Source organism: Clostridium sp. JN-1 (genome assembly GCF_003718715.1).
In the GTDB taxonomy this organism is placed as follows: Bacteria; Bacillota; Clostridia; order Clostridiales; family Clostridiaceae; genus Clostridium_AV.
Genome location: NZ_CP033465.1, coordinates 1,280,398 through 1,299,671, shown reverse-complemented (window position 1 = coordinate 1,299,671; position 19,274 = coordinate 1,280,398). Strand labels below are relative to the sequence as shown.

The following is a 19,274-nucleotide window of genomic DNA, read 5'->3' as shown; positions in this document are numbered from 1 at the left end:
CAACTATAACTATAAGAATCTTTTAATTCTACAAAGTACGATTAATTATATTAATCTTTATTCAGTATAAATATTCTTTTTGGAATAAATATACATGAATATGCTTTACTTTTAACTTATTTTCTCTGTGCAATTTTCAAAGAACAATTTTTGAGAGTGATGACAGATAATTAATTCATTATCTGTTAAAAACTATTTAGGTTTAGCCTTTCGGCCCGGCATAATTTTAACTCTAAACTTCGTTTAGCTAAATTATGCGTTAAAAACTATTTAAGTTTTTAACCCCTCAAAATCAAACAGAGTATAATAAAACCAGTCTTTTAAGATAGAATTAACTATCTTACGACTCCTTAGAAAGGAGGTGATCCAGCCGCAGGTTCTCCTACGGCTACCTTGTTACGACTTCACCCCAATTATTAACCCCACCTTCGGCCGCTGGCCCCTTACGGTTGCCCCACGGACTTCGGGTGTTGCCAACTCTCATGGTGTGACGGGCGGTGTGTACAAGGCCCGGGAACGCATTCACCGCGGCATTCTGATTCGCGATTACTAGCAACTCCAGCTTCATGCAGGCGGGTTTCAGCCTGCAATCCGAACTGAGGTGAATTTTGAAGTTTGGCTCACCCTCGCGGGTTTGCATCTCTCTGTATTCACCATTGTAGCACGTGTGTAGCCCTAGACATAAGGGGCATGATGATTTGACGTCATCCCCACCTTCCTCCCGGTTAACCCGGGCAGTCTCACTAGAGTGCTCAACTTAATGGTAGCAACTAATGATAAGGGTTGCGCTCGTTGCAGGACTTAACCTAACATCTCACGACACGAGCTGACGACAACCATGCACCACCTGTCTCCCTGCCCCGAAGGGCTTCCCTAATTACAGGTAATTCAGGGGATGTCAAGTCTAGGTAAGGTTCTTCGCGTTGCTTCGAATTAAACCACATGCTCCGCTGCTTGTGCGGGCCCCCGTCAATTCCTTTGAGTTTTAATCTTGCGATCGTACTTCCCAGGCGGAGTACTTACTGCGTTTACTGCGGCACAGAAGGGGTCGATACCTCCTACACCTAGTACTCATCGTTTACGGCGTGGACTACCAGGGTATCTAATCCTGTTTGCTACCCACGCTTTCGTGCCTCAGCGTCAGTTACAGTCCAGAAAGCCGCCTTCGCCACTGGTGTTCTTCCTAATCTCTACGCATTTCACCGCTACACTAGGAATTCCGCTTTCCTCTCCTGCACTCTAGATATCCAGTTTGAAATGCAGTCCCCAGGTTGAGCCTGGGGTTTTCACATCCCACTTAAATATCCGCCTACGCACCCTTTACGCCCAGTAAATCCGGACAACGCTCGCCACCTACGTATTACCGCGGCTGCTGGCACGTAGTTAGCCGTGGCTTCCTCCTTTGGTACCGTCATTATCGTCCCAAAAGACAGGGCTTTACAATCCGAAAACCTTCATCACCCACGCGGCGTTGCTGCATCAGGCTTTCGCCCATTGTGCAATATTCCCCACTGCTGCCTCCCGTAGGAGTCTGGACCGTCTCTCAGTTCCAATGTGGCCGATTACCCTCTCAGGTCGGCTACGCATCGCTGCCTTGGTAAGCCGTTACCTTACCAACTAGCTAATGCGCCGCGGGCCCATCTCAAAGTGGATTTCTCCTTTGGTTATTTTACCATGTGATAAAATAACTTTATGCGGTATTAATCTCCCTTTCGGGAGGCTATCCCCCTCTTTGAGGCAGGTTGCCCACGTGTTACTCACCCGTCCGCCGCTAGATCCATTCCCAAAGGAATTTCTCTCGCTCGACTTGCATGTGTTAGGCACGCCGCCAGCGTTCGTCCTGAGCCAGGATCAAACTCTCAATTTAATTTCTTATATATAAACTCTTTTCAGAGTTTCAAGTTCAATTTAAGCTCATTTACTTTTATACTTTTAAGCTGTTTTCACAGCTTTCAAAAGAATTGCTGGTTTATTATTCTCTTCTCTGTTTGATTTTCAAGGTTCATCGCCACTTCATTTAAGCGGCTTCTATATACTATCATGTATATTTGAAACTGTCAAGAACTTTTTAAATTCTGTATTAAAAGTTCTTTTCTTGATTGCCGCTCGTTCACTCAAGCGACATGTGTTATTCTATCACCTTTCATTATCATATAAATCTATCAACATTACTGTTATTCAAAACTACGTACATTATTCTTTAATTTACTTAGCTTTCTAAACCAATTCATATACTGACACACCAGACATAGTTTATTTAAAAAGATTAGAAAAGAGCTTTATTCAAGCTCTTTTATCCATTTAATATATTTTTGTTTTTCTTTTCTATATATCAAATCAGCCTCATCCACAGCTTTGGAATCTGCAATGTATTTATAATCAAATGTTCCATTAGGTTTTTTAATGGTAGTTTTAAAATTTTTCTCTTCCGCTGCTATTTTTATATTTTCCTCTAATATATTTAAAATTTTTTGCCATTCCTTCTTTATTAAATTAATCATATCTAATTTTGCTTTATCGTATTTAATATTTTTTAATTTTAATTTTAGGTATTCTATTTTTGTATAATAATACTCTAGTTTCTTATTTTTCAAATTAGCAGTATTGTATTCTTTTTTTAAACCATTTGTTTTTAATATCATTACATTTTTATCATTATTAATGTTTTCTATCTCCTGTTGTAAACCATTTAATTCGATTTTATAATCTTGTTCACTTTTCTCCATAAAAAACATCTCCTTAATATTGTATTATAATATTTACATTCTACAATATTAGTTGAAAATCCTTTATATGCAATTCATAATTCAAAAATATTGATATGCAATACTTTTAATAAGATAGAGGACAGAGGAAAAAGGACAGTGAAGGAGGATTTTTCTCCGCTATACTACGGAAAATCTTTAATTGAATTTTTGATAACTCGTTTCGCCAAAGCGAAACATTGCTAACTTATATAAATTTAAAGATTCTTTTGCGTTAGCAAAAAATCAACATTCTCTGTCCTCCTCTGTCCTCTTTAGTATTTTTATATCTGATAAAAAAAACTTTGCATTATCTTTTATTTTTGTATTTTGCAAATAAGAAAATTATTTGCAAAAATTAGTCGCTATTTTATAGTATATTATTTTAGGTAGAAAATTTAATAAATTCATACCTAAATTTTCAAAAAAGCCCGGTTTGCATATTACTTTACCTTTTTTGAGGTTCTCTAATGATATATTCACAACTTTTTCTGGTGTCATCCATCTAATTATTCCTTTATTTTTGTGATTAGCCTTTGGACTTCCCATTTTCTCATGAAAATCACTTATTACGAACCCAGGACATAAAGCTTGCACTTTTACTCCACTGTCTTTAACCTCTAAATATATTGACTCAGAAAATGCATTTAGAAATGCTTTTGTGCCAGAATATGCTGCATTTTTAGGCATAACCAGAAATGCGCTTTGTGATGATAGATTTATAATCGTTCCATTCTTTTTCTTAATCATATTGGGTAAAATGGAATGTATCAGTTTCATTGCACAAATAATATGAAGATTAATCATTTGTTCCTGCACATTTAAGTTTTCATCTGCAAATTTACCTTTTGTTGCAAAGCCAGCATTATTAACTAAAACACTAATATCTCTATTTTTAATTTTTTTAATTAAAAACTCTACATTATTCATACTAGACAATTCAACAATAAATACATCAACGCTGATATTAAATTCTTCTCTAAGTTCCTTAGCTAGACTATTTATTTTTTCTTTTCGTCTACCAGTAACAATTAAATTATATCCTTCTTTAGCAAATCTTCTTGCAAAGGCAGCACCTATTCCACTAGTAGCACCAGTTATAAGTGCTGTTTTATTTTTTTCAATTATCATTATTATTTCCTCCGTTTCTAACAACATTACAGCATATGTAGTTAAATTATTTATTTTTCAAATATATTGAAAGACTGTTTCTTTAAAAAATCAAAGGATTTCAAATGCGTAAAACCTGCATCCTTCATAATTTTTTTTATTTTCATCTCTTCAGTACAATGTCCTATGATGGTTGCATTGGGAAGCCATTCAATAATTACAATCCTACCTCCTGTATTTAAGCAGTTTTTTATATTCTTAAAATAATTAACTTGGTTTGTTATATGATGAAATACATTCCTTATAAAAACAAAATTGCAACTTGTATGAGGTAATGGACAGCTGTTTTCATTACTGAGTACTGCTTCTATATTCTGAATTTGATTACGTTTCATTATCTCTTTTATATGCGCTAATAACTTCTGGTTTGTGTCAACAGCAAATACTTTCCCATCTGCTCCTACGATTTTTGAGAATTTAAAGGTAAAAAATCCACCACCAGAACCAATGTCACCAATTATATCTCCTTTTTTTATTTCAAGACTTTTAATTACATCACTACTGCCTTTTTTCGCTCTATAATTAAGCATAGATGCTCGAATAGATGTTAAATTCATTTATATATCCTCCTTGTATAAAGTTAAATTTATATCAATTAAATATTTATAAAGTGTATGGGTCCTATACACTCGACGTAAATATTACCACTAACCGAATTAAAAGAAAGTTTAAAACTGTTTAGATGCTATACACCTTAGTTAAAAAATATTGCTTTTCAGCAATATATAGAATATATCATTTGTATTTTTAATCTTTTTTTCTTTCATAAAGAATATCAACTTTTTCTTCAAGAGAGATTAAAAATTTTTTTAAGAATGCTTTTTCTGCATCAGAGCTATCTTTTAAAATATTGTTAACAAGATCATCAAACTCCTGATGGATTTTTTCGTGGTGTAAATGCGCAGTTTCTCCTTTAGGTGTTAGTCGTAGTATCAGTCTTGACGAGTTATGCGGGTCAATTTCCTTGATGATCATGCTTTTTTTCTGAAGTTTCATAATTATTTGGGAAACTGCTCCTTTCGTCACTCCCAATTTTTCTGCAAGACCAGTAACATGAATGCCTTCATTTTCTTTTATAGCTTTAATCATGTGGATTTCCGCCTCAAAAAGCTGCTTATCCGTTCCGTAATAACTAGTTTGTTTATCAAGCTCGGAAAGCTTTGTAACCAACCTCAAAAGTGTGTAGCTAATTTTTAATTTATTATCAAAATTTAAGTTCATCATGTTATTAGTGTATAGTACCTAAACGCCTTTGTCAATACAATAATTTATGTCTTAGAAATAACACATTTGTTAACATATAAATTCTATGCCATTTATTAAAATTATAGTGGTTGAATTTTACAAGTAATAGTGATAAGTATGATTCCTTTACTGATTTGCTATAATAAAATTCCTTTATCTGTATTGGTTAAAATTATATAATAAGAGCGTTATAAATAATATATTAGCATTATAATAGTATTTTAAACTGATTTAGTCTATTAGAACGAATTAAATTGAAATACAAATGTTTAATTTTGGACCATGATGATACAGTAGTTAAAAGTACCAATCATTACATTGATACTTTTGTAATTGGGTTATTAAATTCAATGCTCATTTATAGAGAAGTCAGAAATGTTTCGTATGTGTCATCAAAGAAGTCGTATGGGTAGGGATTTCCACCATTTGTGCTCTTGCATTGATTGTCGCTATATTCTTGCCCAATTGCTATAAGTTCTCCAGCAGTTATAGGATGTCCTACCTCGCAAGCTATAATACTTTACTATAATCACCGGGAAACGCTGATAAAATTGCAAAAGCAAGTAGAGGTCCTAATATTGCTCCACTATTGTCCATAGCCTTGTGAAATCCAAAATTTTTTCCTTTTTCACTATCACTTGATGAACCTGCTACAAGACTATCTTTTGGGGCAGTTCTTATCCCTTTCCCAACCCTTTCACTAAATCTAATAATTAGGACTTGCAAAGGTGAAGTTGCTATTGAAAATAGCGGAGATAAAATAGCTGTAAATCCATATCCTATAATCATGAACGGTTTATTTTTACCAATTTTATCACTCCACCAGCCTGATAAAGCTTTGAGAATTGATGCTGTACTCTCTGCAATTCCTTCAATAAGTGATACCCCTGTCTTTGATGCACCTATAGACATTAGAAATAATGGCATAACAGAATATATCATTTTGTAGTTGTATCAGTTAAAAAGCTAGTTATGCCAGTAAAAAAGATATTTCTTTCCATACCAAAAACTTTTTTATGTTTTTCAACATTAACATACACACATATCCCCTCTCCACTTTAACTCTATTATTTATTTTGTTACTTATCCAACATTATGATAATAATCCTATTTTAAACACATAATAATATAAAAATATCACATTTCTGTGATATTTTCAATTATTATACAAATCATTTAGATTTTCTTTAATACCATATATATTACTATGAATTAATTAATTCAAATTATAAAATGAATTCTTCTATTTCTAAAGCTACTCCATCATTTTGTACTGTATCTGTAACTTTTTTAGCATAACTTTTGACACAATCCTCTGCATTTCCCATAGCTATTCCGCAGCCTACTGTTGATAGCATTTCTATGTCATTTTTACCATCACCAAAAGCATAACTATTTTCTAAAGGAATGTTTAAGAAATCCAATACTTTTAATATTCCCGAAGCTTTTGTATTTGTTTTTGAGTATAATTCAAAAGAACCTGTTTCCATATTATAAACATAATTAAAATCATCGTTTCCTAAGGATAAACAATAATCTATTCCTTTTTTGTCATTACACAACATTTCAATTTTATATATGTCTATATCATCAATATTATAATTGCCTTGTAAATATCTCCTTTGTATACCATAAGAATCATAGACTGAATGTAACTTTTTATATTCATCTTTAATATATGAATATGTTTCACCTTGCAATATATACTGAATGTTAAGTTGTTCAAAATTACATACCAACTTTTTTATATAATCTTCCTTAATAGATTTTTTATATATACACTTTTCTTTAACTTGTACATATGCACCATTGGTAAGTACAAAACCATCAAATCCAAAATTACGAATAGCGTCATTTAAAAAAGCATATGGTCTGCCCGTTGCAATAAAAACATAATTTCCTTCTGCTTGCAGTGCACGTATAGCTTTTTTTACTCTAGGAGTGATATCAGTTATTCCATTTAAACAATCCATTAAAGTTCCGTCAATATCAAAAAATACTGCTTTTTTCATAATTTTCTTATTCCTCCCCCACCAACTTATTATGACTTAATATAATTAGTTATCATTCAATATCATTTTATCCCAGTTATTATCACTTGTCAATTAAATTAGTTGCATTTTAATAGTATACTTGCTAAAATAAAAGTAAATGAGAATAAGTTGGAGGAAACTATGTTTATTGAAGAAAGGCACAAACATATCTTAGATTTATTAGAAAGAGATGGAAGAGTATTAGTAAAAGATTTAAGTACACAATTTCAAGTAAGTGAAAGTATGATTCGAAAAGATCTTCAAGTTTTAGAAAAAAAGAACTTATTACAACGTACTTACGGTGGTGCAATTAACATAAAGCGCACTATAGTAAATGCTGAAACTTTATTTAAAAGAGTTGAAAAAAATACAGATTTAAAGAAATTAATTGCTAAAAAGGCATATAAGTTAATTAAAGATAATGATACAATCTTTTTAGATGCATCAAGTATTTCCTACTTTCTTACAAAACTACTCATAAAAAACAATAGAAATATTAATTTAATAACAAATATGGTTGAAATATCATCATTGCTTCATTTAGATTTAAAAATGAATGTTATTTTTATAGGTGGAGATTACAATACCTTTGTAGGTGGAAATATAGGTTCTCATTCTATCGAACAAATTAAACTTTATAGTTGCAATAAAGCTTTTATAGGATGCAGTGGAATAAATCTCGCAAATGGAACTATTAGCTCTAGTATATCTGAGGATGCAGGTACTAAAAAAGCAATTATGAGTATATCCAAGGAATTATATCTAATAGCAACAAATGAAAGATTCAACCTAGATGGGATCTTTAATTTTTCAAATATATCTGATTTCCACAGCATTATTACAGAAACCAAACCAAATAATGCTATAATGACTTTACTTGAACAATATGATATAAATTTAATGTGAACTACACCCCACTTACTTCGTTGAAGTGGGGGGCTTCGTGGTCAATACTACTACTGTAGCAAGTTTACCCACGCTCTAAAGGTTGAACCAACCTCAGTGTATTACTAAAGTTATATAGCTAACTTCAGCAAATTCTTACTAGCATTTATATCTCTATCATGGTGTGTACCACGCTTCGGACATGTCCATTCTCTAAGTGCTAGGTTTTTTACCTCTATATTCTTATACCCACATTCTGAACATAGTTGAGAACTAGCATAATTACTAGGTGCTATTATTATTTCCCTACCATACCATTCAGCCTTGTATTCTAACATTCTTCTGAATTTTGACCAACTAGCTTCACTTATAACTTTTGCTAGTTTGTGATTCTGTTGCATATTCTTAACTTTTAAGTCCTCAATAACTATAGATTGGTTTTCTCTAATTAATTTTATTGATAACTTATGTAAGAAATTTGCCCTTTGATTTGCTATTCTTTCATGCAATTTAGCTACTTTTAGCCTTGCTTTTTTTCTATTGTTACTTCCTTTTTGCTTTCTTGATAAGTCCTTTTGAAGTTTAATAAACCTTTTTTCTGATTTCCTAAGGTGTTTTGGATTAGGTTTTCTGTATCCATCAGAACATATTGCGAATTCTTTAAGTCCCACATCTACCCCTATTTTTTTATCTATTTTAGGAAGTTGAAAGTTTTCGGTATCTACTAAAATTGATATATAATACTTTCCACTAGGCACTTGAGATATGGTACAACTTTTAATTAATCATTTGAATTGCCTATGTTGCTTTACCTTAATCATTGATTTTAGTTTAGGAACTTTTATATATCCATTTTCTAAAGATACAGCTCCATTTTGATTATTAGTTGTATAACTGTTAGTATTATTTTTCTTCTTGAACTTAGGAAATCCAATTGATTTATCTCTAAAAAAGTTTTTATATGCTTTATTAAGATTCATTTGTGCATTAGCAAGTGCTAAACTATCAACTTCTTTAAGCCATTCAAATTCTTTTTTATAGTGTGCTGGTGTAGGATACTTAATTTGCTTAATATCTAGGTCTTTATTTTCATTATAAGATTTAATCCTATCTGCCAACATCTTATTATAGATAAATCTAGTACATCCAAATGTTTTAGCTAAATATATTTTTTGTTCTTCATTAGGATAAATTCTATATTTATAAGCCTTTAACATATCCTCACCTCATTTCATTCCTTGATTTTCAATATACTTTCTAACTATATCTATTGGAACACCTCCAGTTGTTATAAGGCAATAGCTTCTTGACCAAAAATATTCCTTCCATAGCTGCTTTCTTATTTGTGGAAATTCCTTTTTTATCAATCTACTACTTGCACTTTTATACGCATTAATGAATTTTGATATATCAGTATTTGGAGAACCTCTAAAAAGTAAATATATATGGTCTAAATCATGATTCCATTCTTCTAAAATAATATTATATTTAGGACATATATACTCAAATATTTCCTTTAGCCTATCTGATATTTTATTATCTATGACTTTTCGTCTATACTTTATAACTAATACTAGATGATAGTTCAGCAAGAATACTGAATGATTATTACTGTCAAATTCCATTGGTAACACTACCTTTCAGTATATGCAACTGAATATAGTTTATTATATTTGTTGCCTATCGGCAAGTGCTATCCATCTCCCACCTATGGATGATGGGAGAATTCCGCATAGTAGGTTAAAATTTTCTTGTTTTTGATTCATAGCTTCGTCAATTGAAACCTTTAAATTTTTAGCATCTTCATTATTACTATCAATCTTTAATATATCATCTAAATATTTATTTGCATCATCATACTTATTATTTTTTAATGCATCATGTGCCAGCTGCATGTTTTGTGCTATATATTTTTTCTTACACTCATTAATTTCTTTTTGAGCATTAGAATACCACTTCAAACCGCTCTTATCTATCGTTTTAAATTTTTTTATGGCTTCCAAATATTTTTTATCACTTGCTAATTTCATTCCATCATCATAAATTTCTTTAAACTTCTTTAATGTTGCAGCTAATTTTATATTTTTCTCAACTGAAGAATCTTCTTTATATTTCAATGATTGCTCAAATAAAGTTTCAGCTTTATCATAATTATTTTGATCCATATATTTATTTGCTGTAGTTATTAAATTATTATATGCTTGCACTTTGTTATATTTATATGTACCAAATACTACACTCACTAACACTACTATTACTAATATAAGAATTGGAAACTTACGTTTCTTTAAAAACAGTTTAATTTTCCCCATGTTAACCCACCATTCTATTTAACTTATTATTAAGATTAATTTTTGAATCAATCTAATTCATCCTTTTGCTCCTGTATTTCTTTAGATAATAACTCTTTATACATTGTATATCCTATATTCGGGATTCTGCCTGATTGTCTCGTTCCAAAAATTTCTCCACTTCCTCTATTTTTACGATCTTGTTCTGCTATCAATATATCCTGTCCCAGCTGATTATATTTGCATATTGTTTGTAACCTTTTAACTGCCGTAGGACTTAAATCTGACCTTTTAGGTTCTACTAAAAAACAATACCCTTGTTTACTAAATCTCCCCACCCTATTTCTGACCTGATGCAATGATGTCATACCCCATACATTGGGTTTATATATCAATATCATATTAATGTCTATATTTACACCAGTTTCAATAATCGATGTAGCAATCATGAGATCATATTTTTTATTAGAGAAATCTTCTATAACTTGGGAACTCTCCTTTTTATTCATTTTGCCATTTATTATACATATCTTTAATTCTGGCATTATTTTTAATAATCTCTCTCTCATTTCATATTGTTTTAATGTATCATTATAAATAAAATATATTTGTCCATTTCTTTTTAATTCAAACTGAATAATAGATTTAATATTATTGTCTGTATCATCAATCATATTTGTAATTATAGGTTTTTTACCTTTAGGATAAGTCATTATTTTTGATAAATTCATTACACCTGCTTCTATTTCAAGAAAATCACGCGGCATTGGAGTGCCTGTTGTTTGTAAAGTATTAACGTTGGACTGAAACCCTTTTATATACGTTTTTGCTTTCACTCCGAATTTCTGAGGTTCATCTATAAGAAGAATTCCTAAATTCTTATATTCAATCTTTTTGCATAATGAGGTTGTTCCTATAAAAATGTCTATACTGCCATCTGCTGCACCCTTATATATTCTTTGCTTATTTTTAGGTGTTGTTTTACTTATTAATAATTCAATATTAATATTATAATCTTTAAATAATTCTTTTACATCATTATAATGTTGCTCTGCCAGTATAGTAGATGGGCACATAAGCATAGATTGAAAATAATTTTTATATGCAAGAAACAAGCAATATTGTAATACAGCAGTTTTTCCAGCACCACATCCCCCATAAACAAGACGATTCATTACCTTTCCGTTACTAAGATCATTATTTATATCTGCTATAGCAGATACTTGACCTTCACTCATTTCAAAAGGTAATAATATTGAAAATTCTTCTAATATAATATTAGTATTATATTTACATCCTTTTAGAGATTTCCTTTTTACAGATAGGTTAACTAACTTATCGGCTGTTTCCTTAATTTCTTTTAAGCTCTTCTCTTTTTTTTCTTTTCCAAGATTTATTACTCCATAATGAATCTAATTTTATCCCTTTCTCATCACCTTCTTCTTTATCCATGTAAAAATAAATACATGAATTTACCTGTTCTTTAATTAAATATCTTTTCTGTTTACTTTTAAATAAAAAAAGATAATATAATTTTTCTTTAATTGTATCTGTTCCAGTATATTTACATACACCAAATTTTGTGTGTATATAATAATCTCCTAATTTTAAATTTTCTATTTTCATTTTTATCGTTTCTTCCTATTATTAATATTCTTTTTGTCCAAATCTTGATAAAACATATTCTTCTTTCTTATTGAACTAATTAAATTTATATTATTAATATTCTATAACATGTAACCAGGTTCCTCCAAATGATCACATTATATGAAATTAATCCATGAACATCATAAAGGATATCAAATTTCATAACATAAAGCATCATTATTTTTTGCCCTAATATGTAAGTTAATGTACTGGAGCTGTTTTCAATAAATTTAACTGCTAAAAGTTGTAAGATGACCCATACTGCTATATAGGCATAAAAAAAAGAAAGTATTATTCTCTTACATTCTCATACTTTTTGACTAACTTATAAAACATATTTCTTCTAAGTCCCAACTGTTTCATAGCTTCATTGCCTTTTAATTCTCTACTTTTACACTTTATATAAACTTCCTTCCAATTACTTGAATACTCTACTTTTTCCTACCTTTAATTATCTCTAAGGCCTTTTTCATCTTGATCAACTGGTTCCTGATTTGTAAAATATATAAACTGCCAATTACCATCCTTATCCTTGGTTAATTCATGCATAAGCATTTAACATCTTTTCTTTTTCAATTATTGTAAAATGTTGATTCTCCTTTATTCTTTTAATAACTTCTATATTATAATTAACACTTTTAAAACGTCTTTATTATTTTTACTCGTATAATTTCCTCTAATTTTTTGTATAAAAAAAGAACCTATAGAAATATAAGCTTAGAGTATAATTTTAGTAGGCGAAAGTTAGGTTCTAAAATAGAGGAAAAAGAAGAAAGAAAAATACTGCTGAATAAAAAAGGACAATTGAATGGATCAAGAGAAGTTAAGGTTTTATTTCAAGAACAGTATGGAATATGGCTAAATATACAGGGAAAAGAAAATCGAAAAAATAAATTGCCCACTAGAACTTGACACAAACCTTATTTACACAGGTATGAAAATATAGTAATATTTATTTTAGTATAAAGTAATATAATAAACTATTCCTAATTCTTTATTTATGTGGAGAGTGGTTCAATGGATTACATACATGAAATAGTCGAGAATGAAGATCAAATACCTATAAAAATTATTATGCACAAAGCAAGTACTTTTTTTGTTATGAAACATTGGCATCCCGATGTTGAATTAACTTATTTAATTTTAGGAAAAATTAATATGGTTTATATTGATGGAATTAAACATGCTGCAAAAAAAAATGATATTTTTCTCATAAATTCAAATACTATTCACTCTATATTAGTTGCAGATGGTGACACATCTGTAGCAGTTTCACTACTAATACCTTATGAATTTATAAAAAATTTATATCCAGAACTAGAAACCAAAATTTTTAATTGCATGTCTTTTTCTAATGTTAATGAGAAAAAGAAAGTTCAATTTGATAAATTAAGAACTGTCTTAAATCAAATAACTGAAGTTTATAATAAAAGAGAATACCTTTGGAATATAAAATTAACTGCTTTATCTTATGAACTAATTTATTTTTTATTAAAAAATTTTATAGAAGATAAAAGTAAATCTCAGCTTATTAATAATAATGATAACTTAGAAAAAATATCCGCTCTGTGTGATTATATAAAAAATCATTATAAAAAACCATTATCCGTTACTAACATAGCTAGTATGTGTGGATATTCTCCAGAATATCTATGTAGATATTTTAAAAAACATATGGGTATGACTATACACAAATATATTGACAGTATTCGACTAATGAGTGCACATCGTGATTTACTAAATACAGACTGCTCAATTACCTATATTGCTCTTGAAAACGGGTTTCCTAATGAAAAATCCTTTACTAGAGTATTTAAGTCAGTTTATGAAGATACTCCAGATAAATACAGGAAGAAACATTTTAAAAAATAATGTCATCAATTATTATAAATTGATGACATTACTTTTAGATTGCATTTTATCTATTTAGAAACAGTTTATGCCCAAATTTGCTCTATTTCTTCTAAAGATTTATCTTTTGTCTCTGGAACCTTCATCCAAGCATAGAAGAAGGAAACAATACACATAATTCCGAAGATAGCAAATGCTGCTGATCCGCCAAAGTTAGCTAAAATCATTGGGAACAACTGAGAAATTAACCAGTTTGCTACCCACATGAAGAAGGTTGAAATAGCCATAGCTCTTCCACGTACCTTATTAGGAAATATTTCTCCAAGGATAACCCATACTACAGGCCCCATAGAAACATTAAACATAAACAAATATAATATGATAAAACTACTTGTTAATATTGGAGCATTCCAATTGAAATTCAGTGAAGCACCTACAAGTCCTTGCATGCAGGCCATACCTATACAGCCACCCATTAAAAGTTTTTTTCGCCCAAGCTTATCAACTAGCCACATAGAACATATTACTCCTAAGGTACCTGAAATTCCTATAGAAAGAATAGTAACCGTTCCCAAATCCCCACCTGCACCTGCTGCTTTAAATACTTGTGGAGCATAGTAAATGATTACATTGATGCCAACAAGTTGTTGGAGTACAGCTAATATAATACCTACTTTAAGTGCTTTTTTTACTTTTGGAGATTTAAAATCGTCCCATGAATTTTTTTCATTAGCTTTAATGGAATTCTTAATAATATCTACTTCCTTATTTGCCTCCACAGTTCCAGAAATTTTTTTTAAAATGCTCTGCGCTTCTTCATTTTTACCTTTACCTATTAACCATCTTGGACTTTCAGGTATAGGAAGTAAAACCAAAAGATATAATAAAGCAGGAACACCACCTAAACCTAAAATTAAACGCCATCCAGTACTAATTTTCCATGCTGGATCAACACCATTCATTATACCAGCATTGACAAAGTAAACAGTTATAATACCAATACCACAAGCAAATTGATAAATTGAACTCAAACGTCCTCTTATGTGTGAAGGAGCAATTTCAGAAATATAAGTAACGGATAATACTGAAGCCATTCCTATACCTAGTCCACCTACTAAACGAGCTAGAACAATAATTGTAACACTAGGTGCAGTAGCTTGAAAAATTGAAGATACTGCAAATAATATTGCTGAAATTATCAATACTTTTTTACGACCTATATAATCACTAAAAGATCCAGAAAGCAGCACTCCAATAGCTCCACCAATTAATATACTTGAAACGACAAATCCAACCATTGCACTGCCAAATTGAAATCTAGCTTGAATTGAATCAATTGCACCTGAAATAAGGGCTGAATCATATCCGTAAAGTAAACCACCAAAAGCTGCAGCTATTGAAATAAATACAATGAAGACAATAGATCCCTTTTCACTATTAATTTTATTCATAATTACCCTCCCTAATTTTTATAGAACTCAATCCTTTACAAAATTTAAAAGAAATTAATTTGGTAAAGGTTAGACCTATTTTTTATAACTTTATAAATTTCTAATATCCTTAACTATTTCATTAAAGCAATCTTCTGCCTGAGGATATATACCACATTTATCTATAAAAGCGTGGTCCATGCCATTATATCTTATGTTCCTTGCATCTACCCTTGCATCTATTAGTTTCTTAACATAAACTTCCCCTTGTACTCTTAAATAATCATATTCTGCATTTATTACTAATGTTTTTGGCAGATTGCTAAAATCCTGTTCAAATAATGGTGAAATATAAATATCTTCTGCATTTCCACCTTGAACATATAAATTTTCTACAAGACTATTATCTCTTAATTCAATTACTTTCTCTTTTATCACTTCGTCATTATTTTTTATGTTATATTGTGAAATATCCCAATCATATTCTTCACCTTTTTTATCTGCAAGAATAACTAAAGGATAAATTAGGGCTTGATATTTTATCATATTTGTTTTTTCATTTCTGTCTTTTAAGGAACATACAGCTGCAAGATTACCTCCAGCACTATCTCCTGCAACACATATTTTTTCTTTATATATATTTAGTTCTGCTGAATTGTTATAGGCATATTTAACAGCATCAAAACAGTCGGTAAATCCTTTTGGAAATGGATTTTCTGGTGCTAACCTATAATCTACTGATATTACTTTAGCATTTGCCTTATCTGCAATGGCTTTACACGGGTTTTCTACTACATCTACTGTACCACCAAAAAATCCGCCGCCATGGAAAAATATGAGACAGGGCACCTTTTCCTCGCTTTTTGCTGGAGAATATATTCTTATTGGTATATCTCCATTTTGGCCTTTTATGGTTTTATATTCTGTAGTAATCTCTCTAGTTGTTATATCTTTATTATCCCACCCCATACTTTGTCTTAGTTCTCCTACTGGATAGCCATTAAAAACAAAGTTATTTTTTTCTTTTTTATTATTAACTACAGGTTCTGTTAGTATTTTATATACCCTTGGATCCATTACCCCTTCTTCCTCTAAGTCTGGTATACATTTCACAGTTATATTTATCCCGTTAGCTTTTTCTATCCTAGTTTTATTTTGTAGTATTTCTACTAGCTTTGAATATTCATTACTTTTCATATTATGTTTCCCTCCTATAGTAAAATTGAAACTGTCTACATTTATTATAAATAAATTTGATTTTCTGGTATCGTTATTTTTTGACTAAAGCAGAGTCGATTTCTAACATAACTTAAAGCATCATTCATAAATAGCAAAAAAAGAAGAAAGAATGTGGATATCCACATTCTCCTTTACCTACTATCCATTATTAGTCGCTTGCGGAATTCCGCAAGCGTTGATTCGCCTAACTTTTTAGCCGTTAGGCTTTTATATTTTCCTCCACCATGAGATAATAATTGTAACCCCACAAAATAATAAATCATAGTGTGGAAAACAAACATGTTTTGTCTTAATAAAATTAAACAACTTAATATTTTTGAATATGAAAAACCTTAATTCTATGCTTATATATGATACCTCTAGCTTAAAACCAAGAGTTAAAGGAAATAATCTTGGAACTTCTAGCTTATATTCAACTTACAGTTTTCAAAAGTTCGCTATTTTTAAGTGCAACTGCATCAAATGTTCTCTTAGAACCATCATCAAATAGTATAGTTAAATACTTGTCTTCAATATTCATTACAATTCCGCTTCCAAATATTTTGTGAACTACTTTGGCTCCTCTTTCGCACTTGAGTTTGGGGTCTGGTTTAAGATTACATTCATTTATAAATCTCGATATTTCCTGGGTTTTTCCCCTTACAATTTGAGTTGAATACAAACTTAAATTATCTATGGCTCTTGTTATACCAACGTAAAACAATCTTCTCTCTTCTTCTAAGTTTGTATTATTAGCATGTGGAATAAACCCTTCATTACAATTTACTATGAACACATTTTTAAACTCCATTCCCTTGACCCCGTGTATTGTACTCAATATAACTCCATTTTGTTCATGTGCTTTATTTTTAAGTGTATTTTTAACTTCTTCAACATGCACAAGAAAAGTTGTGATAGCATTAAAATCTGAAATTGCATCTCTAAACATATCTACTATACTATTTAACTCACTTACATCTATCTTGAGCCTGTTACTGTACTTTATAATATAATCATTGTAGCCAAGATCTTTTAAAATAAAGCTTACCGCATCATTTAAAAACATCTTGTTTAATTTTTTTATTTTCTTTTCAAGTTTTTCGAGATTTTTTATTTGAAATATTGGAATATCATCCTGTTCTTTTAAAATGTCAAAACAATTATCCTTAATTCTATTTCTTCTAAGTCTTTCTATGTTTACTTTACTTACATATCTAAATGGTCTATTTATAATTCTTATAAAACTTTCTCTATCAGTATTGTCAAGTGAAAGCTTTAAATAAGCTATTAAATCCTTACATATGAAATGGTCAAAAAAATTATACTCTTTATCCAATATTCTAAAAGGAATGTCTTTTTTCATCAAACTATCTATTAAAGATCTACTTTCAATATTTGTCCTATACAAAATTGCAAAGTCTTCATATATATATGAATTATCTCTAACTAACTTTTCTAACTTTTCACATATACTGTCACTTTGACTTTTTTCATTATATAAGTAAGAAAAATTTATCTTTCCTATTGTATTCTTGTTTGCTTCAATAGGCTTTTTATTTCTATTAATATTATTTTCTATTAAACATTTAGACAAATCTACTATGTTTTTATTACTTCTATAATTTTTTTCAAGAAACACTTTTTGTCCATCATTAAAATACTTGTCGAAATCAACCATGCAGTCAGGTCTAGCACCTCTAAATCCATATATACATTGATCTTCATCGCCTACAGCAAATATTGAACTTTTGGCTCCAAGAATGGTAAGTAAATCTATTTGTATTGAATCACAATCTTGAAATTCATCCACAAGAATATATTTAAATAGCCTTCTATAACCATTTAAAATTTTGCTATTATGTAAAAATAGATTTTTAGCTTTTATCTGTAAATCGTCAAAATCCATTAACTTATTTTCAATTTTATAATTTTCATAAGCATTAAAACACTCTATGAATATGTCTTTATCAATTTTGGAATCAAAATCTTGTATATCTACTTCAGAATTTTTTAAAATAGATATATCATTTATAACTTCCTTTACCTTTTCTTCTCCTATGGAATCTAAAAATGATAAGAGAACACCATTTATCAATTTATACGTTGTAGATGATTTTATTATATTGACCTTTTCCACATGCCTATTTACTATTTTATAAAAAAGACCGTGGAATGTTCCAAAGAAAGGAGCCTTTTTGCTGTGACCCATCTTTAAATATCTTTCTTTCATATTTAAAGCAGCTGCCCTAGTAAATGTTATGACAACTATATTATCTGAATTTACATTTAAGTAAGTCATTAAATGAGATAACCTTATTCTTTCAGCTGCTGTATTTTGACTAGTACAATCACTTAAATATTTCCTCATAATTTTCAAATCATCTTGTTTTAAAAATTCAGGGACATAGTGAGTATTGTATACAGGACCAAAAGTGCATAGATAGTCTATTCTGTTAATAATAACAGTTGTCTTTCCTGCTCCAGGGCATGCAACAACAGCACAATTATTATAGGTATTTAGAACAGCCTTTCTTTGCATTTGATCAAGATGCTCATATCGTTTTTCAATTATTTTGTCTCTTAAATAGCAAAAATCTTTTTGCAATTTTTCCTCAATCACCATATTCACCTAAATTCTAGTTTTTTTATATACTAACCATTTATAAGATAAAATAGTCTTTTCTTTTAATTAATATTCTAAATTCAAACTGCATCAAAAGCATATATCTTTATGTATATATCTTTCTTCGCTATAATGTT

Annotated in this window: 16 protein-coding genes, 1 rRNA gene and 1 pseudogene; 3 read left to right on the top strand and 15 right to left on the bottom strand. The window is 30.1% G+C overall.

What is annotated here, in order from left to right:
• Positions 1-354 precede the first annotated feature (354 nt).
• From EBB51_RS06390 to EBB51_RS06360, 7 genes are all read right to left on the bottom strand, one after another.
• A 16S ribosomal RNA gene (locus EBB51_RS06390) occupies positions 355-1,867 on the bottom strand.
• Positions 1,868-2,279: 412 nt separating this feature from the next.
• The gene (locus tag EBB51_RS06385) at positions 2,280-2,726 is read right to left on the bottom strand and encodes a hypothetical protein (protein ID WP_123053700.1); all 447 of its coding nucleotides are present in this window, start codon (positions 2,724-2,726) and stop codon (positions 2,280-2,282) included.
• Between the two features lie 363 nt (positions 2,727-3,089).
• Positions 3,090-3,875: an SDR family oxidoreductase gene (locus EBB51_RS06380; RefSeq protein ID WP_190285341.1), complete on the bottom strand. Its 786-nt coding sequence runs from the start codon at positions 3,873-3,875 to the stop codon at positions 3,090-3,092.
• A 50-nt stretch (positions 3,876-3,925) separates the two neighbouring features.
• On the bottom strand, positions 3,926-4,471 hold the full coding sequence (locus EBB51_RS06375) for a class I SAM-dependent methyltransferase (RefSeq protein WP_123053698.1): 546 nt from the start codon (positions 4,469-4,471) through the stop codon (positions 3,926-3,928).
• Positions 4,472-4,661: 190 nt separating this feature from the next.
• Positions 4,662-5,003 carry a MarR family transcriptional regulator gene (locus EBB51_RS06370; protein ID WP_243103924.1) on the bottom strand — a complete coding sequence of 114 codons (342 nt, stop codon included), beginning with the start codon at positions 5,001-5,003 and terminating at the stop codon, positions 4,662-4,664.
• 666 nt (positions 5,004-5,669) lie between these two features.
• A complete protein-coding gene (locus EBB51_RS06365) occupies positions 5,670-6,086 on the bottom strand; it encodes an MFS transporter (RefSeq protein WP_243103923.1) in 417 nt (138 codons plus the stop codon).
• A 299-nt stretch (positions 6,087-6,385) separates the two neighbouring features.
• A complete protein-coding gene (locus tag EBB51_RS06360) occupies positions 6,386-7,171 on the bottom strand; it encodes an HAD family hydrolase (RefSeq protein ID WP_123053696.1) in 786 nt (261 codons plus the stop codon).
• Positions 7,172-7,333: 162 nt separating this feature from the next.
• On the opposite strand from EBB51_RS06360, the gene EBB51_RS06355 reads away from it, so the two are divergent.
• On the top strand, positions 7,334-8,098 hold the full coding sequence (locus EBB51_RS06355; RefSeq protein ID WP_123053695.1) for a DeoR/GlpR family DNA-binding transcription regulator: 765 nt from the start codon (positions 7,334-7,336) through the stop codon (positions 8,096-8,098).
• Between the two features lie 110 nt (positions 8,099-8,208).
• Here the strand turns inward: EBB51_RS06355 and tnpB are convergent.
• From tnpB to EBB51_RS06330, 5 genes and pseudogenes are all read right to left on the bottom strand, one after another.
• Positions 8,209-9,294, bottom strand: a pseudogene (tnpB, locus tag EBB51_RS06350) (IS200/IS605 family element RNA-guided endonuclease TnpB).
• 9 nt (positions 9,295-9,303) lie between these two features.
• Entirely contained in the window at positions 9,304-9,702 is a 399-nt protein-coding gene (gene tnpA / locus EBB51_RS06345; protein ID WP_123053694.1) for an IS200/IS605 family transposase, read from the bottom strand.
• A 42-nt stretch (positions 9,703-9,744) separates the two neighbouring features.
• Positions 9,745-10,389 (bottom strand): tetratricopeptide repeat protein, encoded by a 645-nt coding sequence (locus EBB51_RS06340; protein ID WP_123053693.1) that lies wholly within the window; start codon positions 10,387-10,389, stop codon positions 9,745-9,747.
• A 47-nt stretch (positions 10,390-10,436) separates the two neighbouring features.
• Positions 10,437-11,606 (bottom strand): helicase-related protein, encoded by a 1,170-nt coding sequence (locus tag EBB51_RS06335; RefSeq protein WP_123053692.1) that lies wholly within the window; start codon positions 11,604-11,606, stop codon positions 10,437-10,439.
• Between the two features lie 112 nt (positions 11,607-11,718).
• Positions 11,719-11,994 (bottom strand): CarD family transcriptional regulator, encoded by a 276-nt coding sequence (locus EBB51_RS06330; RefSeq protein ID WP_123053691.1) that lies wholly within the window; start codon positions 11,992-11,994, stop codon positions 11,719-11,721.
• A gap of 705 nt (positions 11,995-12,699) precedes the next feature.
• Between EBB51_RS06330 and EBB51_RS13555 the strand changes: the two genes are divergently transcribed.
• Complete coding sequence (locus EBB51_RS13555; protein WP_150131721.1) at positions 12,700-12,927, top strand: hypothetical protein; 228 nt, start codon at positions 12,700-12,702, stop codon at positions 12,925-12,927.
• A gap of 105 nt (positions 12,928-13,032) precedes the next feature.
• Complete coding sequence (locus EBB51_RS06325; protein WP_123053690.1) at positions 13,033-13,887, top strand: helix-turn-helix domain-containing protein; 855 nt, start codon at positions 13,033-13,035, stop codon at positions 13,885-13,887.
• A gap of 65 nt (positions 13,888-13,952) precedes the next feature.
• Here EBB51_RS06325 and EBB51_RS06320 read toward each other — a convergent pair whose 3' ends face one another.
• The 3 genes from EBB51_RS06320 to EBB51_RS06310 form a co-directional block, all read right to left on the bottom strand.
• Complete coding sequence (locus EBB51_RS06320; RefSeq protein ID WP_123053689.1) at positions 13,953-15,317, bottom strand: sugar porter family MFS transporter; 1,365 nt, start codon at positions 15,315-15,317, stop codon at positions 13,953-13,955.
• Between the two features lie 90 nt (positions 15,318-15,407).
• Complete coding sequence (locus EBB51_RS06315) at positions 15,408-16,493, bottom strand: alpha/beta hydrolase (RefSeq protein WP_123053688.1); 1,086 nt, start codon at positions 16,491-16,493, stop codon at positions 15,408-15,410.
• A gap of 454 nt (positions 16,494-16,947) precedes the next feature.
• On the bottom strand, positions 16,948-19,119 hold the full coding sequence (locus tag EBB51_RS06310) for an ATP-dependent helicase (protein ID WP_347560952.1): 2,172 nt from the start codon (positions 19,117-19,119) through the stop codon (positions 16,948-16,950).
• Positions 19,120-19,274: the final 155 nt, after the last annotated feature.

Bases quoted from the DNA above. Each gene is read 5' to 3' on its own strand.
- EBB51_RS06375 (WP_123053698.1), bottom strand. From the start codon at position 4,471: ATGAATTTAACATCTATTCGAGCATCTATGCTTAATTATAGAGCGAAA.
- EBB51_RS06330 (WP_123053691.1), bottom strand. From the start codon at position 11,994: ATGAAAATAGAAAATTTAAAATTAGGAGATTATTATATACACACAAAA.
- tnpA (WP_123053694.1), bottom strand. From the start codon at position 9,702: ATGGAATTTGACAGTAATAATCATTCAGTATTCTTGCTGAACTATCAT.
- EBB51_RS06380 (WP_190285341.1), bottom strand. From the start codon at position 3,875: ATGATAATTGAAAAAAATAAAACAGCACTTATAACTGGTGCTACTAGT.
- EBB51_RS06315 (WP_123053688.1), bottom strand. From the start codon at position 16,493: ATGAAAAGTAATGAATATTCAAAGCTAGTAGAAATACTACAAAATAAA.
- EBB51_RS06320 (WP_123053689.1), bottom strand. From the start codon at position 15,317: ATGAATAAAATTAATAGTGAAAAGGGATCTATTGTCTTCATTGTATTT.
- EBB51_RS06325 (WP_123053690.1), top strand. From the start codon at position 13,033: ATGGATTACATACATGAAATAGTCGAGAATGAAGATCAAATACCTATA.
- EBB51_RS06370 (WP_243103924.1), bottom strand. From the start codon at position 5,003: ATGATTAAAGCTATAAAAGAAAATGAAGGCATTCATGTTACTGGTCTT.
- EBB51_RS06355 (WP_123053695.1), top strand. From the start codon at position 7,334: ATGTTTATTGAAGAAAGGCACAAACATATCTTAGATTTATTAGAAAGA.
- EBB51_RS06365 (WP_243103923.1), bottom strand. From the start codon at position 6,086: ATGCCATTATTTCTAATGTCTATAGGTGCATCAAAGACAGGGGTATCA.
- EBB51_RS06385 (WP_123053700.1), bottom strand. From the start codon at position 2,726: ATGGAGAAAAGTGAACAAGATTATAAAATCGAATTAAATGGTTTACAA.
- EBB51_RS06335 (WP_123053692.1), bottom strand. From the start codon at position 11,606: ATGAGTGAAGGTCAAGTATCTGCTATAGCAGATATAAATAATGATCTT.
- EBB51_RS06340 (WP_123053693.1), bottom strand. From the start codon at position 10,389: ATGGGGAAAATTAAACTGTTTTTAAAGAAACGTAAGTTTCCAATTCTT.
- EBB51_RS06360 (WP_123053696.1), bottom strand. From the start codon at position 7,171: ATGAAAAAAGCAGTATTTTTTGATATTGACGGAACTTTAATGGATTGT.